The 4,742-nt window shown below is 67.9% G+C and carries 6 protein-coding genes; 1 reads left to right on the top strand and 5 read right to left on the bottom strand.

From position 1 onward, the window contains the following. Positions 1-453, bottom strand: a 453-nt coding sequence (locus RWX45_RS10605; RefSeq protein WP_316023690.1) for a histidine kinase dimerization/phosphoacceptor domain-containing protein, incomplete at its 3' end; no start/stop codon positions are given. A 162-nt stretch (positions 454-615) separates the two neighbouring features. Between RWX45_RS10605 and RWX45_RS10600 the strand changes: the two genes are divergently transcribed. Continuing rightward, entirely contained in the window at positions 616-1,290 is a 675-nt protein-coding gene (locus RWX45_RS10600) for a type II CAAX endopeptidase family protein (protein WP_316023689.1), read from the top strand. 76 nt (positions 1,291-1,366) lie between these two features. Here RWX45_RS10600 and RWX45_RS10595 read toward each other — a convergent pair whose 3' ends face one another. From RWX45_RS10595 to RWX45_RS10580, 4 genes are all read right to left on the bottom strand, one after another. Then, the gene (locus RWX45_RS10595) at positions 1,367-2,131 is read right to left on the bottom strand and encodes an anaerobic ribonucleoside-triphosphate reductase activating protein (RefSeq protein ID WP_316023688.1); all 765 of its coding nucleotides are present in this window, start codon (positions 2,129-2,131) and stop codon (positions 1,367-1,369) included. After that, positions 2,124-2,360 (bottom strand): ribbon-helix-helix protein, CopG family, encoded by a 237-nt coding sequence (locus tag RWX45_RS10590; RefSeq protein ID WP_316023687.1) that lies wholly within the window; start codon positions 2,358-2,360, stop codon positions 2,124-2,126. Before RWX45_RS10590 ends, RWX45_RS10595 begins: the two co-directional genes overlap by 8 nt. A gap of 163 nt (positions 2,361-2,523) precedes the next feature. Next, complete coding sequence (locus RWX45_RS10585) at positions 2,524-2,793, bottom strand: type II toxin-antitoxin system RelE/ParE family toxin (RefSeq protein WP_316023686.1); 270 nt, start codon at positions 2,791-2,793, stop codon at positions 2,524-2,526. 29 nt (positions 2,794-2,822) lie between these two features. Further along, a partial coding sequence (locus tag RWX45_RS10580) for a ribonucleoside triphosphate reductase (protein ID WP_410050714.1) occupies positions 2,823-4,742 on the bottom strand: 1,920 nt, incomplete at its 5' end.

Raw genomic sequence — 4,742 nt, 5'->3', positions numbered from 1 at the left:
GTCGTCGCGCAGTGCGTGCAGCATGCGCCGCAATCCGGCGGTGGCCTCCCGCGAGGTCTGCTCCACCTCGCCCAGGGCCGCGAGCAGTGCTTCGGGCTCGCGTTCCAGCCGTTGGGCGACGGCGGCGCGCACCGTGATGGCGCCCAGCGCACCGGAAACCAGGTCGTGCAGGTCGCGGGCGAGGGCGAGGCGGTCCTCGGCAACTGCTCTGGCGGCTGCCTCCCGGGCCAGGGATGCCTCGAAGCTGTGCCGGTCGCGGAGCCTGAGCCACCATGCGATCGCGACCAGCAACACCAGTATGACCCGGGTGGCGACGATGACCGCCGGTGCCGGAGAGCCCGCACCGATCGCCACCAATGAGCTCAGCAGTAAGACGAGCAGACACCCGGAGACGACGCGTCCGGCCGTGGAATGACGTCTGGCGGACGATGGCTGCGGGCGTGATGGTGTCATCACTTCAGTGTAGGAATCCGCTGCGGGCGCGGCATCAGACCAGGGTTCGACGCCCCGGGTTCGAGGCAGGACATGGAGGATCCCCCTGACGGCGGGTTCGGCATCCCGCAGCCACGGCCAGACTCGAGTCATTCATCAGCCGCCTGTTAAGGGGATTCCACTATGACGTCCCGCGTCGCACCGTTCCTCAAAGGGGCCTTCATCGTCGGTTATGTGGGGCTGTTCCCGCTGCACCTGAGTCGCCTGTGGGTTCCTGCCGGAGCGCGGGGCGAGTTCAGCATGGGCGCCTACGTCGTGCTGTTCGTGCTCGGGGTGTGCGCGTGGCGTCGCGAGCTGACGGCCCAGGTTCGGTGGGTGGCGGCGCATAAGCGTCGGAGCTTGATCGCGCTCATCGTCGGCGTTCTCGGAGCATTCGTCTTGGAGACACTCGGGGCACTGGTATCCGGGCTGCTCGCCGCCATGATCCCCGGCGCGGACGCCGCACTGCGCAACGACTCCAATATCCTCACCGCTATCACCCAGTTCCCGGCCTGGACGGTGATCGCGGTGCTGGCGGTGATGGGGCCGATGGTTGAGGAGCTGTGCTTCCGGCAGTTCCTCCTGTCCGCTCTCGCCCGGCGCTCTCGCCCCTGGTTGGGGGTAGCGGTCTCCAGTCTGCTGTTCGGCATGCTGCACATGCGCTCCTGGGCGGTCTCCGAGTGGGTGGGGATCATTCCCCACCTGTGCTTCGGGGTGGTCGCGGGAGTGCTGTTCCTCAAGACCCGCAATAACGTGCTGCTCCCGACGGCGGTGCACGTGCCCAACAACCTCAATGCGCTCGTTCCCGCGGTCCTCTGACCCACCCCCATGGGGCCGCGAGCCGCCGAGCGCGCCCGCGAACCCGCGGGGCGGAGCTGCCGACGGCGCGCACGGCTCAAGCGGGGCGGTAGGTGAAGCGATCCCAGCCGAGGGCCTCGATCTGTTCCGCCATGCGCTCGCACTCGGCGTCCCAGCCGGGTGCGGCGACGGGGAAGGCGCCGGTTGTCCCCTCGCCGCGGGCCTGCTGCAGGGCGTAGACGCGTGCGCCGGCGTCGTGCACGCGGCGGGCGACCTCCACGGCGTCGGCGGCGGTGACGTCCCCGGGGACGACCGTGGTGCGCACCTCAAAGTCGACGCCCTCGCCGCGGGCGGCCGCCTCTACCAGCACCTGCAGGCTCTCCCAGGCCTTGGCCGCGGAGTTGGGGCGGCCAACCACGGCGTCGTAGTGCTCGGGCAGCGCCTTGATGTCGAGGCCCACCCAGTCGACCAGGCCGCGTTCCACCAGGTCGCGCAGGCGGGCCGGGTAGGGACCGGCGGTGTGCAGGCCCACCTGGAAGCCCAGTTCCCTGACCTCGGCGGCGGCGTCGGCGAGCGCATCCTGACGCAGCGCCTCCCCGCCGGTGAGGACGACGCCGTCGAGCAGGCCGCGACGGCGGGCGAGCAGGCGGCGGACCTCGTCCCAGGCGACGGCGCCGGGGGTGCGCGTGGGGATGAGGGCCTGGTTGTGGCAGTAGAAGCAGTTCCAGGGGCAACCCTGCATGAAGACCGTCGCGACCAGGTGGTCGGGCCAGTCGACGGTGGACATGGGGACGAGGCCGGCAATCTGCAGCGAATCCGCAGGGCTGGTGGGCCGCGCCCCAGCCTGTCTCGTCTCACGCATCAAGGCCAAGCTCCGCAGCGATCTCGTCAAGGCGGCGGGTCTTGATCTCGCCGCGCCGGGCGGCCTCCGCCTCCGCCTTCAGCGCGTAGGCGTACTCCAAATCATCGATGTAGGACTCGACGGCCTCGCGCACATAGAAGGTCGCCGAACGGCCAGTCCGGCTCCCCAGGTCATCGAGTCGACGCTTGAGCTCCTCCGGCAGCCGTACGCTGAGAACGGATGTAGACATGTATACAGCATAGGTCTCGTCATCCTCGTGCCACAACCCGAATCGCAGAGCCCGACGGCGAGGCATGACGCGCCCCCGCAACGCCGAGCGCCGGGACACCCGCCGCACACACAGCGGGCGCCCCGGCGCCTCTACCGTCCGCCCTTGAACAGGCCCGACCGCATTATCGGTCGTAGATCGTGGAACGATGACCGATGTCGATCGCGAGGATCACACAGCGTTCGTCCTGGACGTCGATGAGCACCCGGTAATCCCCGACCCGGAGCCGGAACAGGCTCGCAAGGGGGCCCTTCATTGGTTTGAGGAAGTCGCGCGGGTCATCAGCCCCTTGGATCTTCCGCAACTTTCGGACCAACCGCTGCTGAATGCTCCGGTCAAGCCGACGCAGCGCCTTCTCGGCACGATCAGTCAGCTCTACACTCCAGACCGTCATCGGCCTCTCGTTTTCTCTGCCGTGCGCCCTCACGCGCTCACGCCAGAGAGGACGGAGACGGCCGGGCCGTGGGCGCCGGCCGCGTCCTCGGTGAACATCTGCCGCTCCATGTACTCGCCCTTCTTACCGATGTTGAAGGACTTCACGGGGCGGAAGTAGCCCATGACGCGGGTCCACACCTCGCATTCGACCGGCTCGGCGTCGGGGTGCAGCTCGGCGCACTTCTCGCAGGTGAAGTGCTCACCGGCGAGGTAGCCGTGGGTCGGGCAGATCGAGAAGGTCGGGGTGATGGTGATGTAGGGGGTGCGGAAGGCGGTGAGGCTGCGGCGCACGAGCTCCTTGCAGGCCTGAGCCGAGGAGATGTGCTCGTTCATGTACAGGTGGAGGACGGTGCCGCCGGTGTACTTGGTCTGCAGCTCCTCCTGCATCTCCTGCGCCTCGAAGGGGTCGTCGGTGTAGCCGACGGGCAGCTGGGAGGAGTTGGTGTAGTACGGGTTGGAGTCGGTGCCGGCCTGGAGGATGTCGGGGAAGCGCTTGCGGTCCTCCTTCGCGAAGCGGTAGGTGGTGCCCTCCGCGGGGGTGGCCTCCAGGTTGTACAGGTGGCCGGTGGCCTCCTGGATCTCCACCATGCGGCCGCGGACGTGGTCGAGGATCCGCACGCACATGGCGTGGCCGCGCGGGTCGGTGAGGTCGTAGGCGTCGGAAGTGAAGTTGCGGACCATCTCGTTCATGCCGTTGACGCCGATGGTGGAGAAGTGGTTGTCCAGCGTGCCGAGCCAGCGCTTGGTGAAGGGGAACAGGCCGGTGTCGATGTGGTGCTGGATGACGGTGCGCTTGAGCTCGAGGGTCTCGGAGGCGATGTCAATGAGCCGGTCGAGGGCGGCGACGAGGCCCTCCTCGTCACCGGGGTGCAGGTAGCCCAGGCGCGCCATGTTGACGGTGACGACGCCGACGGACCCGGTCTGCTCGGCCGAGCCGAACAGGCCGTTGCCGCGCTTGAGCAGCTCGCGCAGGTCGAGCTGGAGGCGGCAGCACATGGAGCGGATCATGCCGGGGTCGAGCTCGGAGTTGATGAAGTTCTGGAAGTAGGGCAGGCCGTACTTCGCGGTCATGGCGAACAGGCGGTTGGCGTTGTCCGAATCCCAGTCGAAGTCCTTGGTGATGTTGTAGGTGGGAATCGGGAAGGTGAAGACGCGGCCGTCGGCGTCGCCGGTGGTCATGACCTCCATGAAGGCGCGGTTGATCATGCCCATCTCCTCGGCGAGGTCGCCGTAGGTGAAGTCGCACAGCTCGTCGCCGATGAGCGGGTGCTCGTCAGCGAGGTCGGCGGGGCAGGTCCAGTCGAAGGTGAGGTTGGTGAACGGCGTCTGCGTGCCCCAGCGGGAGGGCACGTTGAGGTTGAAGATGAGCTCCTGCATGCACTGGAGCACCTCGTCATAGCTCATGTTGTCCAGGCGGACGAAGGGCGCCATGTAGGTGTCGAAGGAGGAGAAGGCCTGCGCGCCGGCCCACTCGTTCTGCAGGGTGCCCAGGAAGTTGACGATCTGCCCGACGGCGGAGGAGAAGTGCTTGGCCGGCCCGGAGGCGATCTTGCCGGGCACGCCGTTGAAGCCCTGCTGGAGCAGGTTCTTCAGCGACCAGCCGGCGCAGTAGCCGGCGAACATGTCCAGGTCGTGGATGTGGATGTCGCCTTCCCGGTGGGCGTCGCCGGCGACCTGCGGGTAGATCTGGCTGAGCCAGTAGTTGGCGATGACCTTGCCGGAGGTGTTGAGGATCATGCCGCCCAGGGAGTAGCCCTGGTTGGCGTTGGCGTTGACGCGCCAGTCGGAGCGGTCCAGGTACTCGGTGATCGTGGAGACGGCGTCAACCTGGGGACGGGAACCGTGGGCGACAGCGGAGTCGGCGGAACCTCGGGCCACGAGCTCGGGGTGGGCGGCGTGGTCCTCAAC

Source organism: Actinomyces sp. MRS3W, from assembly GCF_032465695.1.
Taxonomy (GTDB): domain Bacteria; phylum Actinomycetota; class Actinomycetes; order Actinomycetales; family Actinomycetaceae; genus Actinomyces.
Note: the sequence above shows the minus strand (reverse complement) of the source record. Positions and strands in the feature narration are given on the sequence as shown.